At 52.4% G+C, this 24,068-nt stretch carries 13 protein-coding genes; 4 read left to right on the top strand and 9 right to left on the bottom strand.

The annotated features are described in order from the left end of the window. Positions 1-49: 49 nt before the first annotated feature. Entirely contained in the window at positions 50-1,048 is a 999-nt protein-coding gene (locus tag NT073_RS28540) for a ScyD/ScyE family protein (RefSeq protein ID WP_297380814.1), read from the bottom strand. A gap of 347 nt (positions 1,049-1,395) precedes the next feature. On the opposite strand from NT073_RS28540, the gene NT073_RS28535 reads away from it, so the two are divergent. Both NT073_RS28535 and NT073_RS28530 read left to right on the top strand, forming a co-directional pair. Further along, positions 1,396-4,944: a ThuA domain-containing protein gene (locus tag NT073_RS28535; RefSeq protein WP_297380811.1), complete on the top strand. Its 3,549-nt coding sequence runs from the start codon at positions 1,396-1,398 to the stop codon at positions 4,942-4,944. A gap of 416 nt (positions 4,945-5,360) precedes the next feature. Continuing rightward, positions 5,361-8,735 carry a patatin-like phospholipase family protein gene (locus NT073_RS28530; RefSeq protein WP_297380808.1) on the top strand — a complete coding sequence of 1,125 codons (3,375 nt, stop codon included), beginning with the start codon at positions 5,361-5,363 and terminating at the stop codon, positions 8,733-8,735. Between the two features lie 56 nt (positions 8,736-8,791). Here the strand turns inward: NT073_RS28530 and NT073_RS28525 are convergent, their stop codons facing one another. From NT073_RS28525 to NT073_RS28515, 3 genes are all read right to left on the bottom strand, one after another. Beyond that, complete coding sequence (locus NT073_RS28525; protein WP_297380806.1) at positions 8,792-8,941, bottom strand: hypothetical protein; 150 nt, start codon at positions 8,939-8,941, stop codon at positions 8,792-8,794. Between the two features lie 328 nt (positions 8,942-9,269). Then, complete coding sequence (locus NT073_RS28520) at positions 9,270-11,492, bottom strand: xanthine dehydrogenase family protein molybdopterin-binding subunit (RefSeq protein ID WP_297380805.1); 2,223 nt, start codon at positions 11,490-11,492, stop codon at positions 9,270-9,272. 148 nt (positions 11,493-11,640) lie between these two features. After that, positions 11,641-12,639, bottom strand: a complete 999-nt coding sequence (locus NT073_RS28515) for an SDR family oxidoreductase (RefSeq protein WP_297380803.1) — start codon at positions 12,637-12,639, stop codon at positions 11,641-11,643. A gap of 298 nt (positions 12,640-12,937) precedes the next feature. On the opposite strand from NT073_RS28515, the gene NT073_RS28510 reads away from it, so the two are divergent. Then, positions 12,938-13,732: an NIPSNAP family protein gene (locus NT073_RS28510; protein ID WP_297380801.1), complete on the top strand. Its 795-nt coding sequence runs from the start codon at positions 12,938-12,940 to the stop codon at positions 13,730-13,732. 416 nt (positions 13,733-14,148) lie between these two features. Here NT073_RS28510 and NT073_RS28505 read toward each other — a convergent pair whose 3' ends face one another. The 5 genes from NT073_RS28505 to NT073_RS28485 form a co-directional block, all read right to left on the bottom strand. Further along, positions 14,149-14,727 carry a hypothetical protein gene (locus tag NT073_RS28505; RefSeq protein WP_297380799.1) on the bottom strand — a complete coding sequence of 193 codons (579 nt, stop codon included), beginning with the start codon at positions 14,725-14,727 and terminating at the stop codon, positions 14,149-14,151. Then, positions 14,718-15,479, bottom strand: a complete 762-nt coding sequence (map, locus tag NT073_RS28500) for a type I methionyl aminopeptidase (RefSeq protein WP_297380797.1) — start codon at positions 15,477-15,479, stop codon at positions 14,718-14,720. Before map ends, NT073_RS28505 begins: the two co-directional genes overlap by 10 nt. A 186-nt stretch (positions 15,480-15,665) precedes the next feature. Next, a complete protein-coding gene (locus tag NT073_RS28495) occupies positions 15,666-18,101 on the bottom strand; it encodes a glycoside hydrolase family 2 TIM barrel-domain containing protein (protein ID WP_297380795.1) in 2,436 nt (811 codons plus the stop codon). Positions 18,102-18,205: 104 nt separating this feature from the next. Next, a complete protein-coding gene (locus NT073_RS28490) occupies positions 18,206-19,639 on the bottom strand; it encodes a RagB/SusD family nutrient uptake outer membrane protein (RefSeq protein WP_297380792.1) in 1,434 nt (477 codons plus the stop codon). Positions 19,640-19,663: 24 nt separating this feature from the next. After that, positions 19,664-22,744, bottom strand: a complete 3,081-nt coding sequence (locus NT073_RS28485) for a TonB-dependent receptor (RefSeq protein WP_297380789.1) — start codon at positions 22,742-22,744, stop codon at positions 19,664-19,666. Between the two features lie 412 nt (positions 22,745-23,156). Between NT073_RS28485 and NT073_RS28480 the strand changes: the two genes are divergently transcribed. Beyond that, positions 23,157-24,068 carry a helix-turn-helix domain-containing protein gene (locus tag NT073_RS28480; protein WP_297380786.1) on the top strand — a complete coding sequence of 304 codons (912 nt, stop codon included), beginning with the start codon at positions 23,157-23,159 and terminating at the stop codon, positions 24,066-24,068.

Genomic DNA, 24,068 nt, shown 5'->3' with positions numbered 1-24,068 from the left:
CACGGGCTGAAAAGGCGTCAGATTTTAGTAAAAATCGGTTTACGGTGCTTTAGAACGTCACTTTTTGTATTGTCCCTCCCGCCAGGCTATTGATGTAATAGGTATTGGGAACACCGCTGATAATTGATGTGGGCAGGTTCAACTGCTGGAGTTGGGTGGTTGCTTGTCCTCCGCTCACGCTGTATACTTTACCCGTATTGGGAGTAGGCCCCTGAGCGCCAAACTCGGCAACGCTGAGTACGATGGGGCGTTTGTCTCCTGCGAGAACAACATCGACCAGGCTGGTCAGCCCGTCCTGAAAAACAGATACTGTGCCCGTCATGTCGACCTGATAAATCCTTGCCTTACCAACCGGAAACGGGAACCCCACCAGTGTTGTCACGAAAAAGTTCTGACCGTCGAACGCGATACCGGTAGGCACCGCCTGCGAAATGGGCGGGCCAACGGGTGTTGGGTTCGGAATGCCGGGCAAGGTGGCGAATACACTCAGCGTACCGGTTTTCGTTCGCCGGATAATGGCATTGGCAGCGGCATCGGCAATGTACATATCACCGTCTGGAGTAAACGTTAAATTATACAGGTTAGACTCGCCGGTATCATCGGCAAATTGATAATCCAGAACAAATTGCCCAATTGGTTCACTCTCCAGCTGCCCAACCGTAAGGGGTGGATCGCCCGGCTTGAACGCCCCGACATTGGCTTTGTAGAGTTTATCATCAACACCGTGGAGAATGTACAGAATCCCGTCTCTGTAAGCCAGGTGATTGAGGCCGTCGGGCGTTCCCTCCGGGCTTACGGATACACTGAAGCCGGTAATGACCGGATAAATTGTACCATTGGGCGTCATCACCGACACTTTGCCCGCGGCCACTTCGGTTATCCAGATTTGCCCTTTATCGTCCATGGCCATGCCAAGCGGAGCGGCAAGATTTGTAGCAATTGTCTCCTGACGCAGCTGGCCGGGATCGGTTACAAGACGGTGGTCCAGACAGCCTGACACCACAAGAGGAATTGCGAGAACAATAAATTTAAGAAGTTTGATTTTCATACGTCTTACACGTGAAAAATTGATAATTGGCTGAACAGGAGGACATAAAATCAATTTAAATTATGAACGCATATAGCAACCTGACAAATATTTTATAGCAAACGGTTGCTTATTTATAGTAAACGGTTGCTTGTAATTAGTTTTTTTCGTCCATACTTTATTTATCACTCATCAACTACACCATTTGACAATTGTCGGCTACCTGATACACACTTACCGCAACCTGACGAACCGGTAGTTTAGTCTATTACGGGCCTTATAGATACAGTTAGTACCTAAACGATTAGCCCCGAGTAAAAGACCTGAAAACTTTTTTTCCATGGGCCGACGATTAACCTTTTCCCTTTATGACCTGGTTACCAACCTCCCTCCGGCAGTCAGTCCGTTTTCTTGGCTTTGCCGGGCTTAGTCTGGCTCTCTATGCCTGCCTGAACAATCAAAAAACGATTTCCCAAAACACCAAATCGCCGGTTTCATCGGTAACGCCTGCCAATGGAGCAGCCAGTAATGAAGCCCAGCCCAAACCGGCTCCGACCGGCCCGAAACGGGTACTGGTCTTCTCGAAAACGAAAGGCTGGAAACACACGTCTATTCCGTTCGGGATTGCAGCTCTCCAGAAGCTCGGCCGGGAAAACGCGTTCCGGGTCGATACCACCAAGAATGCCGATTACTTCAACGACGACAGTCTGCGGCACTACACCGCCGTTGTGTTTCTGAGTACAACCGGCAATGTGCTGAATCAGAAGCAGCAGGCCGCTTTTGAGCGCTATATTCAGGCCGGGGGCGGGTACATGGGCATCCACGCAGCGGCCGATACCGAATATGACTGGCCGTGGTACAACAAACTCGCAGGCGGCTACTTTGCCAGCCACCCCAGCAACTCCAACGTCCGCAAAGCAACGGTGGATGTAACAGACAAAAATCACGCATCCACCGCTCACCTGCCCGATCATTGGGAGCGCACCGACGAATGGTACAATTACCGGTCGCTCTATTCTGACCTGACGGTGGTGGCTAATCTGGACGAAAGTACCTACGATGGCGGCATCAACGGCAGCAACCACCCCATTGCGTGGTACCACGAGTTCGACGGTGGGCGCGCTTACTATACCGGTGGCGGACACGAAGATTCGAGCTTCAGCGAACCTCTCTTTGTGCAGCACCTGCTGGGTGCCCTGAACTGGGTGATGGGCAGCGGCAAACCGCTCGACTACAGCAAAGCCTATGCGACGGTTACCCCCGAAGAGAACCGGTTTGTAAAAACGGTGCTGGTCAATGACCTGAACGAGCCAATGGAGCTGGCCGTTGCACCCGATGGCCGGGTGTTTTTCACCGAGCGGAGCGGTAATTTATCCGTCTACAATAGCCGCACGAACAAAAGTCAGCTGGTGCATCGCTTCGATGTTCCCACGAAAGCGGGGCATGGCGTGCAGGGCATTACCCTCGACCCGAACTTTGCGGCCAACCACTTTCTGTATGTCTATTACTCCCCTCAATTTACCCAGGAGCCGTTCTACAATCTGTCCCGCTTTGTAGTGAAGGATGACAACACACTTGATCTGGCTTCCGAGAAAATCCTGCTGACGGTGCCAAGTATCGATCAGCCGGGTTCGCACCACGGGGGTTCGCTGGCGTTCGACAAAGAAGGAAACCTGTATCTGTCGACCGGCGACCATACCAATCCTTTCCCTTCCAATGGCTACGCGCCCATCGACGCCCGTCCCGACCATCTGGCCGCCGATGCACGGGGAACAGCCGCCAACACCAATGATTTGCGGGGAAAAATTCTGCGGATTCGTCCGCTGCCCGACGGTACATACACCATTCCCGAAGGGAATTTATTCCCCAAAGGAACGGCACAGACCAAGCCCGAAATTTACACCATGGGACTGCGGAATCCGTACCGCATTGCACTCAACCCCAAATCGTCGGTTTTATACTGGGGTGAAATTGGCCCCGATGCCGGAAAAGATAGCAGCACCCTCGGCCCGCGGGGGTATGACGAATTTAACCAGGCGAAAAAGGCCGGCAACTTCGGCTGGCCGCTGTTTATTGGCAACAGCCAAGCGTATGGCGATCTGGATTTCGCGACCAATGCCGTTGGCCCCCGTTTCGACCCGAAAGCACCGGTCAACAACTCACCCAAGAACAACGGATTGAAAAACCTGCCGCCTACCAATCCGGCCATGATTTGGTATCCCTACGCGGCTTCGAAAGAGTTTCCGGAGCTGGGGCAGGGTGGCCGCAGCGCGATGGCCGGTGAATTTTATAGCTACGACCAGAATTCTCCGTCGAAAAACAAATTCCCGGATTATTACAATGGTGCCCTCTTCATTTTCGACTGGATGCGCAACTGGGTAATGGCCGTTCGTGTCGACAAAGATGATAATTACATTCGTACCGAGCCGTTTATGGCCGCTCAGGGCGATTTCCGGCGACCCATCGATTTGGCCTTTAGCAAAGACGGCGTTATGTATATGCTGGAGTACGGCTCGGTATATGGTGCCGATAATGACGACGCCCGACTTGTAAAGATCGAGTACAATACTGGCAACCGGCCACCCATTGCCCGCGCCAGCGTGGTCGATTCCGTGGCTGCGGCCGAACGTAATGCCCGCTCCTATCTCACCTCCGACGGCCGTAATGCACCCGTACTTCGGGAAGCCATTGGTCTGGCTCCGCTGCGCGTGAAGTTTGCCGGGCGCGGCACCGACCTCGACGACGATGACCAGGTAACGTATGAGTGGCTATTTGACGGGAAAACCGTGGGCTCTACTAAACCTATGGCAACTTACACCTACGCCCAGCCTGGTGTGTACAACGCCATCCTGAAAGTGACCGACCAAACGGGGCAGGTGGGCATGGATACCATCTCGGTAAAAGTGGGTAATGCCAAACCAGAAGTAGCCATTGTAACACCAGATAACAAGTCGTTCTTCTGGGAGAACAAGCCCTTCACCTACGCTGTGAAAGTGGCCGATCAGGAAGATAAAAAAATTGACCCCAAACGCATCAAGGTGCTCTACGAATACAGTGCTCAGCCTAATGGCGCACCTATGGCGGCTCCGCAGCAGGGGCACCAGGAAATAGCCCAGTTGGGCGGTGGTTCGCTGGGCAAAACGCTCGTAGCGGGCAGCGACTGCAAAGCCTGCCACACGATTGATAAACCCTCCGTTGGTCCTACTTTCCTGGCCGTTGCCGACCGTTACAAAGGACAGGCAGGCAGCGTGGACCGGCTGGCCCGGAAAATTATTGAAGGAGGTGGCGGCAACTGGAGCAAAGACCACCTGATGAGCGCTCACCCGCAGATTCCGGTCCAGGATGCGCAGGAAATGGTGAAGTATATCTTCTCACTAACCGACGCCCGGAAGCAAAAAGCCGTGCCCCTACAAGGTACACTGCCCTTGAACGAGCACAAACAGGAAGACGCCCGCGGGCAGTACACCCTGCTGGCCACCTATACCGACAAGGGCACGAAAAGCGTAGGGCCGCTTACCAGTTCAGAAGTGATTACGCTACGAAATGCCACCGTCAAAACCCTGAATGCCGACGCGTACGTTGGTTTCCCCCGCTTTGGCAGCCGCCTTTCGGCCGGAAGCAACAAGGCGTATGTGTTGCTGAAAGACATTGACATGACAACCATCAAATCGCTGACGTACGACTATTCATCGCTCAACAAAGACGGTGAAATTGAGGTCCGGCTCGACTCCTACGCGGGGCCGGTTGTGAGCCGTGCTCCCTACAAAGCCACCGGCGACTGGAAGACGACAAATCAGGTAACGGGTCTGCTCAACAAACCCTTCACGGGTCGGCACGATGTGTATGTGGTGGTAGTGAAGTGGAGCAAACCCAACAACGACATCATTCAACTGAACAGCATCCGATTTAATCAGTAACCGTGCTAGTTACCGTGCCTCAACCCGATTTGATTATCGGGTTGAGGCTTTTTGTTGGTTCGTCACCAGACGAACCCGTCTTCCTATGCGTTTTCGAGCGTAGTTGAATTACCCAAAACCTCTCCGGCAACTAAACCGTCGAACAACCTACCTTTAAATAATACTGATTGTAAGTAAGTTATCCTTTTCCCTATCTTCATCGCCCAATGGTATTAAGGTAGCTATCGATGAATAAGCCTTGGTTAATCGTCTTTTATACGAAGGTCAGTGATAGACTTTGGCTTTACGCTTATAGACCATCGTTCAGAAGTCTAATAGTTCTTTTTGCCTGTAGACGTCTCTTATTCAGGCCCGGGCAACCCCCATTTTGACTCAGCATATCCACCCCTGATCTCCACTATAAAATAGCGATAACCATGCCCGACCTGTTCAGCCACGCCCATGAATCCAGCGCACCTTCACTTCATCTGAGTGATGTGCTTCAGGAAGAGTACAACTTCATCCACGACATTACCCCTGCTCCTCCCGAAGTACCGTTGACCGATCATGAGCAGGACCAGCCAGATTCGGAAGACGTTCACCGGTTCAGGGTCAGTGAACCGGTCGAGTTGTTCAGGAAGCTGGAGGCCGAGCGAGAGCACATGGAGGCTACTGCTAAAGCAGCCTTACCGAAACAGACACATACCGAAACATCCTATACCCGTCTGGCTGAGTGGCTTGCTAGAAAACCCCTGCGTGAAGACATCGTCAGAGATATCCTCATAGCTAAAGCCGCAAACTCCAACTTATTGACTGAAGAACCCTGGTTACTGAACGCAGCTTTACGGCCTTACACTCGGGGGCTGCTTAAACGTTATCTGAAATGGAAAGATGGGCGACATAAGGACGCCAACCATTTCCCAACAGACGAATTGAACCAGCTTTTGCTGGAAGATGCCTTCGCGGAGCATATTGTGCCCAGAGAAAAATCCGCATTAGACACGATTTTCGGTAAAATGCTCGGTACGTACCAGAGTGCATTATGCCTGTCGGGTGGGGGTATCCGAAGTGCCACCTTTGCGCTGGGTGTCATGCAGGGCCTCGCTCAGCACAACCTGCTTGGGCGATTCTCCTACCTCTCTACCGTATCGGGCGGTGGGTATGTAGGCGGCTGGCTTAGTGCCTGGCGCCACCACGAAGGGCTGGACAAAGTCATTACCAAACTTCAAACTACCAGCAGTACGCCCATTGCCAGCGAAGCTGATCCGATCCGGCATCTGCGCCAATTCAGTAACTACCTCAGCCCACAACTGGGTCTGTTCTCCGCTGACACCTGGACACTCGTTGCCACGTATACGCGTAATCTGTTGTTAATCTGGCTGGTGATCCTGCCATTTCTGGCGGCTCTGGCGGCCGTTCCCTGGGTAGGCGTTACCCTGGCCTCTGCCAAACTGAATCCCGGCGATACCATTTGGTTCTGGATTATGGGGAGCTTACTGACGGTGGCGGGTGTGTTGTCCGTTATGGCCGTTTATTTTGTCCATTCGTACATACCGACACCCGAAACAAAAAAACAGTCTGAAAAAAAACTCACCGACATTCCACTGAAATCGGATCGGGATCAAACCGCCTTCATTAACAAATGTCTGCTGCCGTTCTCCGTCGCTGTTCTTTTATTGATACTGGTTTGGATCTGGTTCACTAAGCTGGACCCGAACAGTACACATTGGGCGGGCAATATATATAGATCGCTGGGACTCGACCAGCGAACCGGGCTGAACATTTTCTCGGAGGGGGGCTATTGGATTATGGGCGGTACTACACTGGCCCACGTTATAGGCTGGCTACTGGCCCGACCAACACCGAAGAAGTTCTATTTACAGTTCCTGATGTTTCTGGTGATCGCCATTGTGGGAGCCATGGCAGGTTTTTTATTATTGCTGACCGCCAAACTGCTGCGTTCATCATCCATAGAATTGTACAGTTGTCTGGCCTTCCCCTGTTTTATGCTGTCCATTTTGCTGGTTGGTTATTTCTTTGAAGGCGTTGTCAGCCGATACCTCGACGACGCCCGACGCGAATGGACGGCCCGGTACAGCGCCTGGCTGCTGATTGCGGCCCTGGGCTGGCTCGTTTTATCGAGTGTCATCCTGTTCGGACCGGGGCTTATTGACGCTATAAAGCTGCAAGTCGCCAGCATTGGCCTTGGTTCGGGTATTTTAACGGCTCTGCTTGGTGGAAGTGCGCAGAGTGCCGGGCGGGGCGAGGGTGCCGGATCGCGCCAGGGAAAAGGCAACGCATCGGGCATAATTGGGTTACTATCCAAATTTAGTCTGCCCATTGCCGCTACGCTGACCATCTTTATTTTGATGGTCATGCTTTCGCTGCTGAACCAAACGCTGGCCGGGCTGCTAACAGATCAGCTTTATGACTGGTTTGGCGAAAATACCTGTGGCCGTATCCTCACCGTTTTTACTCCTCTGATTCTGCTCATCCTCTTTCTGGTGGCAGGCTGGTTGCTGGCTCTGATGATCGACACCAATCGGTTTTCGCTCCATGCGATGTACAGAGCCCGGCTGATCAGGGCGTATCTGGGGGCCTCGCGTCCGCAGGAAACACGCACCCCCGACCCGTTCACCGGCTTTGATGAAGAGGATAATATTCCCATGGGCCAATTGAAGGTGGATTCCTATACGACACCGGCGACAAAGACGCCGATTGGGGCTGGCACCGAAACTAAACAAGAAGCAACGCCAAAGAAACCCCTTTTCCATGTTATAAATCTGGCCTTAAACCTGGTGAATGGGCAGAATCTGGCCTGGCAGGAGCGAAAAGCGGAAGCCTTTTCCATTTCGCCCCTGCACGCCGGAGCCATGAACCTAGCGTATCGGCGAACTCGCGCCAAAACCAATCCGGCTGATTACCGCTCCGGGGAAGAAAACCCGGCTTTGTCGACACCGGAGTATAACTGTTATGGCGGTAAAAAAGGCATCAGTCTGGGCACGGCCATAACTATATCGGGAGCGGCTGCCAGCCCAAATATGGGTTATCACTCATCTACTCTGGTTGCTTTTCTGATGACCTTATTCAACGTCCGGCTTGGCTGGTGGCTGGGAAACCCCGGTCCGGCGGGCGACAAGACGTTTGATAAGTCGACCCCCGCTCTGGCCGTTAAACCCATCTGGGATGAACTTCAGGCCAATACCGACGATACCAACGAATACGTGTACCTGTCGGATGGCGGGCACTTCGAGAATCTGGGCCTCTATGAAATGGTGCTACGGCGCAACCGGTTTATTGTTGTGAGCGACGCCAGCTGCGATGAATCCTGTACCCTGGAAGACCTGGGCAATGCAATCCGTAAAATCCGTATTGACCTGGGTATACCCATCGAGTTTCAGGGCAAATTCCCCATTCAGGCCCGGTCAACGAATGGAGAATTTGCAGACGGGAAGTACTGGACACTGGCCCGCATTGGCTATTCTGCCGTTGATAAGCTGACCGCTACAACAGACCCCGACGAGGTGGATGGTCTGCTGCTTTACATTAAACCTGCTTTCTACGGCAACGAACCCCGCGATATATTCAATTATGGCTCTACCAAAATCGCTTTCCCCCACGAGTCGACGTCGGATCAGTTCTTTTCAGAAAGTCAGTTTGAAAGCTACCGGGCGCTGGGCAGACATGCTTTTGAGACTATGCATACCAGTTTTGAACAGGAGACCGGTGTAGCCCTGCACAAGTTGTTTACGAAAGACGGACTTGACAGCCATTGGAAGTTCGTGAAGGCTCAAAGCCAGCCTACCATTTAACTATCCATTTAAAGCCAAGCGGCTCAAAGTCGGTAGAAACAACAAAAAAGTAGCCGTCAGGTATGTGTTGGGTCAATAACGCGGTTATCGTTCCTCTCATACACGAATTTGATGATCTGGCCATAATTATTCGGGTATTTCATAAACGTGCGGTGTTGCTTCCAGTCGTCGTTATCTTTCTGAAATAGCAGCCTGTTTATAATCATGTCATTTCAAATCAAATAAATATGTTGCCGCAGCCGCAGCAACTTCATGCAGTAACCAGTCGATGCAGGTGTGATTACCCGAGTGGGCGCAACTGACTAAGAGTACAATGAGCATACCGAAACAAAATCTTATTCTCTTTGTCTTATGTGCTGAAGATTACACAATCAAGTATCAACATGGGTCATCCTGAATTCACCTGTAGCTTCTGCGAATGGCAGACCCAGTTGACATACTGAAAATCAAGCCCTTAAAACTCGGCTCCACAGCCTACACGAGGACCCGGTTGAGCCATATGGCTAAATTCGGAATGACCCATGAATCCGAAAATTACAGAAGTTTATCGGGGGTAATGGGCAATTCCCGAATGCGCTTGCCAGTGGCATGATAAACAGCATTGGCAATGGCTGCGGGTAAACCGATCATGCCGATTTCGCCCAGCCCTTTAGCGCCCATGGGGTCCAGAATCGGGTCTGGTTTGTCAATCATAATGACCTCGACTTCGGGCACATCGGTGCAAACGGGGACATGGTATTCGGCCAGATCCTTATTAACATACCGGCCAAATCGGTGGTCGATGATGCCATCTTCCATCAGAGCCATCCCCAGGCTCCACACAACGGAGCCCAATACCTGACTGCGGGCTGTTTTGTGGTTCATAATTTTTCCTGAATCAATGGCCGACACCACCCGTGCTACTTTTACCATGCCCGTTTGCGGATGCACGTGAACCTCCACAAAGTTGGCGCAAAACGACTTGCCCGAATACTTCCCGACCTCTGGGCCGCTCTTCGCTTCTTTTGTAATGACCAGTTCCGGCAGGTTGTTCAGCTTCAGTATCTCGCTGAACGATAAGCGTGCTGTTCCCCGTTTCGACCGGATAATATCGCCATCGAAAACGAGTTCGGTTTCGTTAAGCCCGTACAACGCTGATCCCTCTTTATAAATGGACAACTCACCCATTCGCTGCCGAAGGGCCATGCACACGTCGTGCACCGCCGACCCAACCGACACCACCGTATGCGAGCCAAACTGGGGCGGTGCCGGCGGAAACGACGAGTCGCCCAATTCGAACGTAATACGCTCCGGCGCAATGCCGGTGAGATTGGCCGCAATCTGGGTCATTACCGTATAAGTACCCGGACCGGTATCGGCGGTGGCGCTTTGAATTAGTAGTTTGCCATCTGCCGTTAATCTAGCCACAGCAGCCGCCGGACTACGTTCGGCTTTGTAAATACCCGAACTCATCCCGAAACCGACCAGCATTTCGCCTGATCGCATGGAGCGTGGTTGTGGGTTACGAATATACCACCCAAACCGGTCGGCGCCCCGTTCGTAGCAGTCTTTCAGGTATTTACTTGACCAGGGCTTATTATTTTCGGGGTCTACCTCAGCGTAGTTCTTCAGCCGTAAGGCCATCGGGTCCATGTTCAGTGCGTAGGCCAGTTCATCCATGGCCGATTCTAAAGCGAACGACCCGCTGGTTTCGCCGGGACCACGCGTCCAGCAGGGCGTGCTGACATCGAGCGGGACGAGTCGGTAAACGGCGGTCAGGTTGGGGCAGCGATAGGACGACTTTGTAGGGTGCAGAATACGCTCGGTGAACTGTTCGTACGTAGAGGTCAGTCCGTAGGCTTCGTGCGTAATACCCACCAGTGTCCCGTCGGCGGCAGCACCGAGTCCGATCTTCTGAATCGACCGAGGCCGGTAACCCACCATATTGAATTGCTGTTCGCGTTTGAGCGCCACTTTTACCGGACGCCCCACGAGTTTAGCGCCCAGAATAGCCGCCATTTCCTGCGGCCAGATGCGCGACGAACTTCCGAATGCGCCACCCACAAACGGCGAATAAACCCGAATGTTCTCCTCCCTGAGGTTGAAGGCTCTCATCAGATCTTTCTGCGCCAGTTTCACCCCCTGCGACTTGTTGTAAACAATCAGTTTATCCTCGCTCTCCCAGACAGCCGTAGCAGCATGGGGTTCTATCGGGTTATGGACGTGTATAGGCGTATAGTACGTTTGCTCGACGGTAACCGGTGCCGTTTTATAGGCGTTGGAAATACCCCGCGAATAATCTTCTGAACGTGCTGGTTTGATGGCCTTGTCGAGATTGACCTGTGTATCGGTTTGATGCGGCTCCGGCTGATACGCGACTGTCACCAGCGAAGCCGCATAGATGGCCTTTTCAAGTGTATCGGCAATAACCAGTGCCACCGGCTGATTGTTGAAGTAGATGTGATCGCCGTAAAAGACGCGAAATTCCTGGCCATACACGCGGGAGCTTGCCTTATCCGTACCAGCTTCGTAGCCGGGCACTTTAGGCACATTTTTATGGGTCAAAACACCAAGCACACCGGCTACTTTTTCCGCAGCCTCCGTGTTCAGGTTGGCGATACGGCCTTTGGCAATTGTACTGGTCACCAACACGCCGAACGTAACACCCGGCAGGTTATAATCGGCCGCGTATTTAGCACTCCCAGTCACTTTCAACCGGCCATCGACCCGGCTCATCGGGTCTCCTATCGACACGGAATTGACTGCGGGTTCTTCCATAATTTTCGTTTGGCTAAATTGACAGTTGCGTTTGTGGGCTTGTGCGCTTGTTGTTTAATTGAGAATTATAGCAGACAGCATTCTGCTGTCTGCTATAATTCTCAAAACCCGGAACCATACGCTTATTCACGTGCCCGGAGATGCTGGATCAGGGTTGTCCACTGCCTCCGGCGGCACCGTAAACCTGTCCGGTCGCGTAACTAGCATCGCTAGCGGCAAGCTGAACATAAATGGACGCCAGTTCGGCGGGCTGACCGGGGCGGCCCAGGGGCGTTTGTCCACCAAATGTCTTAAGCTTTTCCTGCGTAGCCCCACCGCTAGGCTGTAAAGGTGTCCAGATTGGACCGGGAGCCACGCCGTTTACCCGAATACCTTTGGGACCAAGCTGCTTGGCCAGGGACTTCACAAAGTTTGTGGTAGCCGCCTTTGTCTGAGCATAATCATACAGTTCTGCCGATGGATCGTAAGCCTGTTCAGACGTGGTTCCAATAATGGCCGCCCCCGGTTGCAGATGCGGCAACGCGGCTTTGATAATCCAGAAAGGGGCGTAGATATTGGTCTTCATCGTCCAGTCGAATTGCTCGGTCGATATATCCAGAATAGACGGGTGGGTTTGTTGTCGGGCGGCATTGCTCACCACAATATCCAGTCCACCCAGCGCCCGAACGGCCTCGGCTACCAGCCGCTGGCAGAAAGCTTCTTCGCGGATGTCGCCGGGGATAGCTATTGCCTTACGCCCTTCGGCTTTGATCAGCGCAATGACTTCACGGGCATCCGGCTCTTCGGCGGGCAGGTAGTTAATCGCGACATCGGCCCCTTCGCGGGCATAGGCAATGGCCGCGGCCCGTCCCATGCCCGAATCGCCCCCGGTGATCAGGGCTTTGCGGCCCGCCAGCCGACCAGATCCTTTATAGCTGGTTTCACCATGATCGGGTTTGGGGTCCATTTTACTCGCCAGACCCGGCCAGGGCTGGGGTTGTTCTTTAAACGGCGGTTTGGGGTATTTAGTAGTTGGGTTGTCGAGAGCTGGCGCTACAGCGGCACCCGTATGGGAAGCGGCTACTACCGGTGTAGCGACTACAGCAGCGATACCGGTACCTAATCCTTGAATAGCCTGACGTCGGCTAAGTTGACTTTCTTCGTTCATGGTTGCATGTTGTTTTTAGCATAACAGTTCAACCATGACTTAGTCACTAAATTAGTTAGCCGTGTTCTGTAACGGCCGCAACCCAATAAGATATCTCACTCTATTACAATTAGTTATCTCAAACCAACACTAATTTAATACAGACAGAAAACTTACCCGGCACGGTGTACGAACGTAGCGGGCGGTGAAATCACATTGACATTCCGAGTAACCTGACTAAAACCCCAAGCCAACAGTAGCCAGGGAAGATTATTACTTTTGTTAGTTGTACCAGTAAACTTTTTAGTCAAAAATTACCATGTCAAAAATTAGTTTAATCTGCCTGTTTGCCTTGTTTCAGTCGGCGGCTTTATTTGCGTTTAACCCAATGGCCAGCCGCGAATTTTATGAATTAAAAGTATATCACTTTAAAACGGCCGAACAGGAACAAAAGCTGGACGACTACCTCCAGAGGGCCTACTTACCGGCCATGCACCGGGCGGGCATTACCAAAGTGGGCGTTTTTAAACCCATTGTGAATACGGCTACTCCATCGGCTACGGACGATCGGCTGCTGTATGTGTTTGTTCCATTTCGCTCACGCGACGACTTTTTCAAACTGGACGAAAAACTCGCAAAAGACAAGCAGTATCTGACCGATGGCGCAGCTTATCTGGATGCCGTCTACAACGCGCCCCCGTACGATCGGATCGAGACCATTCTGCTGAACGCTTTCGAGAAGAGCCCGCACTTCAACCTGCCGGAACTGACATCGGCCCGCAAAGACCGCGTTTATGAACTACGGAGCTATGAAGGCCATACCGAGAAGATTTCGAAGAACAAAATCGACATGTTCAACCAGGGCGATGAAATTGGTCTGTTCAAGCGGCTTGGCTTCAACGCCGTCTTTTACGCCGAAGTCGTAGCCGGTAGCCGTATGCCTAACCTGATGTACCTCACGACCTTCGAAAACAAAGCGGCTCGGGATGCCCATTGGGATGCGTTCGGTAAGGATGAATACTGGAAGAAGCTCTCGGCCATGCCCAACTACCAGAAAAACGTGTCGCGTAACGACACCCGTTTCCTGTACCCGACCGATTATTCGGATATTTAACAAGTTAAGTGTCGGGGCAACCCCTTCTTTGGCTACCCGCTTCGAGTGATGCCTATCACTCGAAGCGGGTAGTGTGTTTTTGGAATGGCTACTGAAAGTAAAGCGTCATGCCTCGTGTACCGAACTCATAGCGAATCAATGTACTGAGGTTATAGCTGTTACTGAGGGTAGTGATAAATTATCCATCAATTGAGAAAGGCTAATTGAACTCAACTGACACATTATTTACATAAAATGAGGCTGTTTTGATTTCGGGATTGGCCTTTAAAGTCCGTTGAATCTGTTGAGCTGATTTCTGTCCGCTGGTCAGTATTTCTTCTTTTTTGCAAGAGGTGATTAGTAAGCAGAAAACAACCATACAGGCAATTAATGATTATAAGAAGACGGCGTTGTTATTGACAGGTCGAGTAATTACATTACTGTTTGACAAAGTCGATCTGGTCAATGCCTCGGTTCAAACCAACCCATTTCATAGTTGGTTGACCCAGGGTAGTTTCTAACGAAAAGGTCTCATTGATCAGGCCTAACTTCTCCAGAAACTCTTCTTCAGGCTCAACCGTGTGCAGCCCGTCGGGAAACCGATAACTGAACAATAGAAAAGCCTGGGGTCCTTTTCCGCTATACACCCAGGGTCCGGGCCACATGTCGAACTGTATAGGGTACGTCTTGTTACCGTACTCAATGGTGCCGTCATATTCACTACGGCGAGGGTCTCCGGGCAGGGTTCGGGGTCTGGCTGCGGAGACAACAGTCAGCGTAGTTAAATCCCGGAATGTACTGTCCCTGGTCAGGTTCAGGCGGTTGATATAATTCGGTCCTCGGGGGTTTACGCGTACCTGGCGAAGTTTCCATGTACCCACCAGCTGGGGGGCCAACTCCTTCATCACCTTAACAGATATCTGGTCATAATCGACTTTTGGTACCGTATCCCGAGTGCATCCCAGGCAGGTTATCCCTACAATAGCTGACAGCAGCAGAAAAGGCTTTAATTCCATAACTGATTTGCCGCGGTAAGGATAATCGGTTGCGTATCCGTAACCACAATCGTGTGTTCGTGCTGCACGGCAAAACTATCTTTAGCCACTAATGTCCAGCCGTCGCCCTTCTCTTGCGCATAGGTAGCTTTGGTGGACAAAAACGTTTCGATGGCCACAACCGAGTTCTTCCGGAAGCGGGTTTTGATGGACCGGTCATAATAGCACAGAATCTCATGGGGTTCTTCATGCAGGCTCCGGCCTACTCCGTGCCCGGCCAGATTCTTGATGACCCGATAGCCGCTTCGTCGGGCTTCCGTTTCGATCAGGCGGCCAATCTCAGCGAGTTGAACACCTCCGCGAATATGGCTAATGGCTTTGGCCAGGATTCGCTTTGACGCTTCTACCAGCTCACTGTGCTGATGAATATCCTGCCCGACGATAAACGACCCGCCATTGTCTGACCAATAGCCATTCAGTTCGGCCGATACATCAATATTGACCAGATCGCCTTCCCGAAGAATGCGTTTTGCGGAAGGAATGCCGTGACACACTTCCTCGTTTAAACTGATACAGGTCCAGCCCGGAAAGCCATAGGTGAGTTTAGGAGCCGAGCGGGCACCATACCGCTCCAGCAGTTGCTGTCCGTATTGATCCAGTTCAAGCGTCGACATGCCCGGCCGGGCGTGCTGTTGCATTTGCCGGAGTGTTAAGCCAACGATCTGGCTGATCTGCTGCATACCAGCCAAGTCCTCTTCTGATTTCAATGACATAACGTTGTAATTTTTCTAATCCCTGATGACTGTCAATTTCCTTTATTTAACATCTGCTTCCTGTTACTGCTTCCGATGGCCAATAGTGCCTAGTCGAGCAACAGTGAAGCCGCCTTTTCAACCGACTACCCCTATGTTTTATGTTGAATGAAGGAGCGGCAAATATACCGGAAAGTTCACTGTTTCTTAGTTTACCAATAAGGTCAGTTGAGCCGTACCAATCGTTGGGCTACTCGCTTTGAGGATAATCGAGCCGGGCTTTCCTCCTGACTGCACAATGGCCAGACACCGACCCCGAAACGTTGACTTCCGGGGCTGTTGAAAGCTGCTTACATCCGTTGGGTTTCCGTTGCCTACTCCTGCCAATACACCAGCACCGGTGAGTTGAAAGGCGATGGGTACATCCTGCCAGGGTACTACCTGCCCCTGATCGTCTACTACCTCAACCGTCACATAGGCCAGGTCATGGCGGTTGGGGCGTATGGCCGTGCGGTCGGTCCTGAGCCGAAGATGGTGGGGTGTCCCGGTTGTGCGGAAGGTGACAGAACCGGTTATTTTCTCGCCATCATAACCAGTTACTTTCAGTACGCCCGGCTGGTAAGGCACGGTAAACGAAGCCGTAATGGAGGTATCTGTCAGTTGCTGTTCGCCCACAAGTTTTCCATTGAGTTCCAGTCGAACCAGCGGACTGCGCGAAAAGACCCGCACCTGAAGTGGTCTCCCCTCCTGCCCCGGCCACGACCAGCTCTGATGCTCATCGGGCCAGCCCCAGTTAGTAACGGTTTCTTTCATGCCGTCGGGGATAGGGCTATGAACGGCCATCTCGACGGGGCTGTTGCGCCAGACAACATCGCGGTAGTACGACTGCGGCTTTTTCGTACCGATCAAATCCAGATCGCCACACCAGGCATTGAACCACGGCCACGGCAACACCGCCTTCACACTGTCTTTCTCAGCGTTGGGCTGGATCAGTGCATGGCCGATGGCCGTTTCGCCTATATAATCCATGGCCGTCCAAACGAAATCGCCGAGTACATACGGGTGTTTTTCCACCTGCTGCCAGTTTTCGAAGGCTTCGCGGGCAAACGATTCCGTGCCGAGCATGATCCGGTCCGGATGGCGCTGGTGATCAGACTCGTAGTGCTTCCACTCGTAGTTGTACCCGCCTACATCGAGCAGGGCAAAGGCTTTGTCGCCATCTTCCCACACCTTGCCGGGATGCTCCCAGAATACGCACATGGCCTCCATAATCGGGCGGCTGGGGTCGAGTCGGTGTGCTTCATCGGCCAATTGTTTCGTCAATACTAGCCCCGACGAGTCGGCTCGTTCGTTGATTTCGTTGCCGATACTCCACAAAAATACGGACGGGTGGTTACGGTCGCGCTCGATCATGGCCCGTAGGTCTGTACGCCACCACTGGTCGAAGAAAAGGTGGTAGTCCTGCGGTTTCTTGGGGCGCTGCCACATATCGAAAGCTTCTTCAACAACCAGCAAACCCAGCCGGTCGCAGGCGTCCAGAAAAGCGGGCGACGGTGGGTTATGGCTAGTGCGAACGGCGTTGAAACCATTGGCTTTCAGGAGTTCGACTTTTCGTTCTTCGGCCCGGTCAAAGGCACTGGCCCCCAGTGGCCCATTGTCGTGGTGAACGCTGCCGCCTTTGAGCAGAAGCCGTTTGCCGTTCAGGACAAAGCCGCGCCTGGCATCGAACTCAACGGAGCGAACCCCAAACGAGGTGGTTACACTATCCAGCCGTTTCATACCAGCTACCAGCACCACTTTGGCCCGGTATAGCGATGGTGATTCGGGCGACCATACTGCCGGACTGGCCACTGTCAGGGTTTGCGAACGTTCGACTTTCCCATTACCCGCTACCGTCAATACCTGCTCATCCTCCCCCGCTAACTTCCCATTTGGCTTCATCAGGGTTGTTATGACCCGAACGGGTAAAGGTGTGTTTCGCCTATTGTCAATTTGTGTCCTGACCACTATACGGGCGGACTGAGCCGACACCTGCGGGGTCGTGATTGTTACGCCCATCGGAGCAATGTGCACGGCTTCGGTCAGGGTTAGCCAAACGTGTCGATAGATGCCCGAGCCCGTATACCAACGGGTATTCTGGCCGAGGTTTTTCACCCGAACAACCAGTGTATTGGCTTGTCCCGTAGGCAGGAGCCAGGGCGTCAGCTCGTAGTTAAATGAGGTGTAACCGTTCGGATGGTACCCGAGATGGTGGCCGTTGAACCACACATCAGACTCCATATACACGCCATCAAACTGAATGCGGGCCACTTTACCCGCGTCTGACCTGTTCAATACGATCGTTTTATGATACCAGCCTGTTCCGCCAACGGTGTAGCCGGTGGAGGTAGTACCTACACTCGCCCGCGAAAATGGTCCCATTACCTGACCCGGCGACTGGTAGGGTAAATCTTCAATACTCCAGTCGTGGGGCAGGCTCAGCTTTCGCCAGGTTGATTCCTTGAAGGCAGGTTGCTGGTCAGTAGCGGTACTATCTCTGAAAAAATCCCAGTCAGCATCCAAAAGGCGCGTTCGAGTTGGGCCGGACTGAGCCAGCGATTGACTGGCGGCCAGTAAGGTTATAACCAGTAGCCTTATGTTCATTGCAAAAAACGTAAAATAAAAATGGCCTCGAAACATGTATATCAGTTTCAAGGCCATTGCGTCTTAAAAATACTGAGTCGTCGCGGGCGTCGGCTCTATTCTATTCAATACCCCTGATTTTGCGTCAGGTTCGGGTTGATGTCACGCTCGGCCTGGGGTATGGGAAAATGTTCGCTGATGCCCTCGCGGAACGTGGTTTTACCAATGGACTTAGCAAACGTAGCGGCATCGCCCCAGCGAACCAGATCGAACCAGCGGTGACCTTCCATACCCAGTTCGACCCGGCGCTCGTCTTTAATGGCCTGCCGAAGCTGTGTTTGGCTGAGCGTAGCGGCTAGTGGCGGCATGTTTACATCCTGGCGGCCCCGCACCTGGTTGATGGGTGCCAGTGCCTCGGCGGTTTTCCCCGACTCGTTCAGAGCTTCGGCGTACATCAGCAGCAAGTCGGCATAGCGCATCAGGATAAAGTTTTTTGGGTCGTCGCTCTTGCCGATGTTTGCCCCTTTTCCTACCACGTACTTACGTGAGCCATAGCCCGTTGAGGACGTGGCCGGGTTAAATGTTATTCCCTGAAAGACATCGCCTGCCTGAAAAATAGTGTAGCCTTTTCGCGGGTCCGAAGCGGCAAATGAGTTCACAAAGTTCTGGGTCGGCTGCGCCCAGCCGTAGCCGCCATCCAGCGTGAAGCCCGATCCGCGCGGAGCATCGTAGTTGTTGGTCTGGTTACCCAGTCCGCCCAGAAACGACGCATACTGAATTTCGAAAATGGACTCTTTCCCGTTTTCGGTTGCCAGTTCAAAGTTATCGTAATAGCGGTCAAATAGACTGTACACCTTCGAGTCGACAACTTCTTTGGCTTTGGCTGCGGCTTCGGGCCATTGCTTCCGGTACAGATACACTTTCGCCAGAAACGACTTGGCCGCACCCTGGGTCGCCCGCCCCAGATCCGATGCAGGATACGTGAGCGGCAGACTCTTCTCCGCCGATTGCAGATCGGCGATAATCTGCGTATACACCTGCTCAACCGGCGTTCGCGCTACCAGAAACTCGCTGGCGTTGAACTGAGGCTTCGTTATCAAAGGCACATCGCCAAAGAGCAACACCAAGTAGTGGTAGGAAATAGCCCGTAAAAACGAGGCTTCGGCCAGAATCCGGGCTTTCAGGGTAGCATCCATCGTGATGCCGGGTACCCGGTCCAGCACCAGATTGGCCCGGAAGATAACCTGATAAAACGACGTCCAGGAGGCTCGAATGGCCGGATTATCGGCCGTAACGGTAAAGTTATCGACGGCTACCCAGTTGGCATCGTCACCGTAGGTATTGGAATCGCCCGCCTGGTTGTTGCCGTAATAGGCAATGCCAAACTGGCCAATGCCATTGTACATAAGCGGTTTATAAGCCGCATTGACCGCCCGGATGGCATCGTCCGATGTTTTATAATAATTATCGGCCGTAACAGCATTAAGGGGTTGCTTTTCAAGAAAATCGCTCTGGCATCCGGCTAATAGCAGGGCCACCGCAAACACTATCTTTTTCATAACTAATGAGTTTAGGAATGACCGTTAAAAATCAATGTTGATACCGCCCAGAATTGTCCGGGGTTGTGGATACGTCATCAGATCGGTGAAGTTATTGTCGATGCCCGCACCCACTTCCGGGTCAAACCACGGGTAAGGCGTGATGGTCAGTAGATTCTGGCAGCTGGCGTATACCCTCAAACGACCCAATCCCAGCGTTCCTTTGGGCAGCGTGTAGCCCAGCTGCACATTCCGGATGCGGAGGTAGCTGGCATCATACACCCAGAAACTCGACGTGCGCCGGTTGTTGCTGGGATCGCCCCACACCAGACGGGGCACGCGGTTGCTGGTGCCAGGACCCGTCCAGCGACTCAGATACTCGGCCGTGGTATTGTCGAAATTATCCATCAACCGCCGACCGCCGGTGCCATCCAGATACAGGTCGCGCCCCTGAATACCCTGAATGAACACGCTCAGGTCGAACCCTTTGTAGCTGGCATTGCCGGTGAAGCCGTACGACAGGCGCGGAATGGTGTTGCCAATGTAATCGCGGTCGAGGTCGTTGATGATGCCATCGCCATTGGAATCTTTCCACTTGATGTCGCCGGGTTTGGCGTTAAGCTGGGTAGCGTGTGCATCGATTTCGGACTGGTTCTGGAATACCCCTTCCTGCACATAGCCGAAAATGGAGCTGATGGGCTGCCCTTCGGCCGTTTTGAACACCCCCGAAATAATGGGTAACCCCGCCAGAGCCGTCACCCGGTTTTTGATCGTACCCATGTTGGCGCTGATGTCGTATTTGAAATCGCCACTGGATTTCCGGTAGGTGATGGCCAGCTCGAAACCGGAGTTACGAACGGCCCCTACGTTCTGATAGGGCGCCGTCGTTACACCCGTTGTACCGGGAATAGGCACCTGAACCAGCATGTCGCGGGTATCTTTAATAAAGTAATCGGCCGTTACCGACACCCGGTTATTCAGCAGGGCCAGGTCGATACCCACATCCTGCATGGTGGTTGTTTCCCATTTGATATTCGGGTTGCCGAGGGCCGTTGGTGCCACGCCCGGCGCTACCGTCTGACCGCTGCCCAGCACGTAGTTCTGGCCCAGATTAAGACCCGTTGTGAAGGAATACAGACCGATTTCCTGATTACCCAGTTGTCCCCAGCTTGCCCGTAACTTCAGATCATTGACAGCCCGGATATTTTCCATGAATTTCTCTCCCGAAATCCGCCAGCCTGCCGCGAAGGACGGAAAAATGCCGTACCGATTGCCCGTTCCAAAGCGCGACGACCCATCGACCCGCAGGTTGGCCGACACGAGGTATCTTTCGTCGTAGTTATAATTGACCCGGCTCAGAAACGACCGGATCGACCATTCGGAAGCACTACCACGCGCCCGGTCGTTCAGGGCACCGGCGTCTAACACCCGAATGTCGTTATTCGGGAAACTTTCCCGATGGGCCGAAAAATTATCGTATCGGTTGGCCTGTTGCGTAATACCTGCCAACGCCGAAATACTGTGTTTTCCAAAGGCTTTATCGTAGGAAAGCAGGTTTTCATTCAACCAGGTAGTGCTGATCACATTGGATCGGTCGAGGGTGTTGACCACATTTGTGCGACCCCCGAAGGCGTAGGTCGGGGCAAAGTTGATACCGTTTTCGAGGATGAAGTCGGCACCAATGGTTGCCCGCAATTTGAGTTCCTGAGTAAACTGGTATTCGCCATAGATATTACCCAGCAGCCGGTAACGCGTCAGGTCGTTTTGGAAAAGGTAGGCACTTCCTAAAGACGACAGATAACCAATCTGCTCCCCCGGCCGACTGCCGTAGCCATAGTTACCATCGGGCATGTATTTGGGAATCGTTGGCGAAAAACGAATAGCGTTCACGAAGGTTTCATTCCATTGCCCGCTGGTTTGCTTACCCCGGGTAAGCGACAGGCTATTGCCAAATTTGAGTTTTTTAAGCACCTGATGGTCAGAGGTCACATTGAGCGAGTACCGGTCGTACCCAACGCCAATACCAATACCCACCTGATTGAAATAGCCCAGCGACACAGCATACTGCGACTTCTCGGAGCCACCCGACACCGAGACGTGGTAGTTCTGAATGGGGGCCGTCTGGAATATTTCGCCAATCTTGTCATTACCCACCCCCAGCGAATCCGGGTTGCTCCAGTAGGGCGTTAGTCCGGCATTCCGGCGGGCTTCGTTTTGTAACGTAGCAAATTCACGGGCGTTGGCCATTCGTGGCAGACGCCAGGCTTTCTGGGTGCCGTAATACATGGTGAAGCTCACCCGTCCCACGCCTGTTTTTCCTCGTTTTGTTGTGATGAGTACCACACCGTTGGCGGCCCGTGCTCCGTAAATGGCCGACGAAGCCGCATCTTTCAGAACGGTCATCGACTCAATATCGTCGGGATTGATATTGGCAATACCGCCGTCGGTAATTACCCCATCAATGACATAAAGCGCGTTACTGTTTCCTGTCGTACCTACGCCCCGAACCCGGATAATGGCGTTATCGCCGGGCTTACCTGTGTTTTGCGTAACCTGCACCCCAGCCGCCCGACCCTGAAGCGCCTGCCCAACGTTGGTATTGATGGTATTGTCGAAATCGCTTGCTGAGATCGCGGAAACGGCCCCCGTCAGGTCGGCTTTTTTCTGAGTACCATACCCTACCACGACGACTTCGGCCAGGGCCTTATTGTCGGATGCCAGGGCAACATTGACGATGGTTTGATTACCAACCGTAATTTCCTGCGAAACATACCCGATAAACGAAAATACCAGAATGGCGCTTCCCTCGTCTGGTACCGGTAGTCGAAAACTTCCCGTAGCATCGGTCGTTGTTCCCCGGTTTGTCCCTTTTAGCTGAATGCTGACTCCCGGCAGCACCTCACCGTTGTCGCCTGTCACTTTTCCGCTAATCGTACGCTCGACGCGTACAGCGGTGATGGCCGTCGTGGGGACTTTCGCTCCTTCAGGTTGCCGGGCTATTGAACCGTACGGCGCACACAGCAGACCCACCGCCGTAATAGCAGGCCATGAGCCGACACAAAAGGCCCGATAGAGCCTAATGGGCACATAAGAAAATGCAGTTGTTCGTAATTGTTTGTTTTTCATAAAGTAGGATGAGTTAGCGATAAACAGTTGGCAAAAAACAAACCAGTAGGGTACAAATACTTTTTATCTATAGACCAACTTATTGAACGATGCAAAGGAAAATTATTTCTAAACCAATAAAATTTAAATATTATCCGATTACTAAGCTATCTTAACCTTCGTAGCAATAATCCTAGAATTTAGTAGACTATTTAGCTACTATTACCCAGTATCGACTGTATATTGACAGAGGCAATGATTTTGTGTTATAGTCAGTAGCTCACGGTCCAGCCTAGTCCGCACCAGTAGGCCAGTTTTGTCTGGAATGAGTATAACCGACAAAAACAGTACCTTTTTCGACATTACTTACCAGACTTCCAGTAGGTAGTCGGCAGGTTATTTCTCAACGTACCTATTTGATCAAGTCACGGCTATGAAAGCTCACTTACTGCAGGTTGCAACAACCCCGAACCGGTCATTCAGTGTTCGAAAAGAGCCCATACCCAACATCAACAACCGTTGGCATTGCCACAAAGAAGTCGAGTTAGTTCACTTTCATCGCGGAAGCGGCACTCAGTTTGTCGGCGATAGTATACGCCGATTTGCGGCCGGGGATGTGGTACTTATTGGTGCCAATCTGCCACATTACTGGCATTACGACGAGGAAGAGAACGAGTCCTGCAAAGACAAGTCAGCACGGCTTCCGTACGCGACGGTCGTTCATTTTACCGAAAACTTCTGGGGCGATTCGTTCTTGGGCCTTCCCGAAAACAAGTCGCTGAAGATGGTGCTGGACCGGGCAAGACGGGGTCTGTTTCTCACAGGACCAATTGGTCAGCGTCTGGCGCAGCGGATGGAGGCACTCTGCCATCTGGAAGGAACCTTGCGGCTGATGGCACTTATGGAGTGTTTGTTAATTGCCAGTGAAGCCGACGAACGCAATTATCTGTCATCGCTGGGCTTCCGGTATGAATCGTCGGAGGTCGAAAATGAGCGCATCAACGCCATTTATGCGTATACACTCAGCCATTTTCATGACAAAATCAAGCTGCAGGAGGTAGCGGCTATTTCAGGGCTGGTGCCCAATTCGTTCTGCCGGTATTTTAAATCAAGAACGGGCAAGTCATACTCGCAGTTTTTACTGGAAATCCGGGTCGGCAATGCATGTAAGCTGCTGATCAATGAAAAGATGAGTGTGAAGCAGGTTTGCTACGAGAGCGGGTTTAACAATTTCACCTGTTTCTACAAGAAATTCAAGCTTATAACCGGCAAAAGCCCGCTGATGTATCAACGGGCTCATTCAATTAGCCGTCCGCAACGGGAACTTGCGGATGTAGTAAATTGA

This window comes from Spirosoma sp., assembly GCF_026391055.1.
In the GTDB taxonomy this organism is placed as follows: Bacteria; Bacteroidota; Bacteroidia; order Cytophagales; family Spirosomataceae; genus Spirosoma.
Note: the sequence above shows the minus strand (reverse complement) of the source record. Positions and strands in the feature narration are given on the sequence as shown.